We start from the raw sequence: 644 nt of genomic DNA on the forward strand, positions 1-644 counted from the left end.
TTACCATTTTACGGTAAACGCCGGCGGCGCGGCCTCCCAGCAAGCTGGGAGGCCGCGCTTTATATATACTAATATGGTAAAATATATATAATTATTGATTTATGGGGGGAATAAGATTTGAAAAAATATTTTATTGTCTTAATGGTTTCTTTATTGTTTTTTGGATTTACTGGTTCTAATTCTGTTTTAGCTGATGTTAATACTATTAATCTGGCGGTTAATGGAATGCTAGTTGATTTTCCTGACCAGAAGCCCTATATAGACAAAAATAATAGAACAATGGTTCCTGTCAGGTTCCCGGCAGAAACTTTGGGAGCTAATGTAGATTGGCTATCAAATACTAGACAGGTACACATCGTTAATAAAGCTCATGATGCTCTTAAGGATACTGATATCATGGCTACTATTGACCGCAAGGATGTAATAGTCAACGGTCAAACTAAGTATATGGATACCACAGCAGTAATCACCAATAGCCGCACTATGGTACCAGTAAGGTTTATTAGTGAATACTTGGGTGCAGCAGTAACATGGCATGATGCTAGTAGAGCAGCCCATGTATTCACAAAGGGTCAAACAAAAGAAGAAATAGCTAAAATAGAAGAACAAATAGCCCAAGAACTCAAAAAACAAAAACCCCAGCC

At 37.9% G+C, this 644-nt stretch carries 1 protein-coding gene; it reads left to right on the top strand.

From position 1 onward, the window contains the following. Positions 1–117 precede the first annotated feature (117 nt). Positions 118–644, top strand: a 527-nt coding sequence (locus AWB54_RS15005; protein ID WP_235811212.1) for a copper amine oxidase N-terminal domain-containing protein, incomplete at its 3' end; no start/stop codon positions are given.

The organism is Syntrophomonas wolfei subsp. methylbutyratica (assembly GCF_001570625.1).
GTDB classification, from domain to species: domain Bacteria; phylum Bacillota; class Syntrophomonadia; order Syntrophomonadales; family Syntrophomonadaceae; genus Syntrophomonas; species Syntrophomonas methylbutyratica.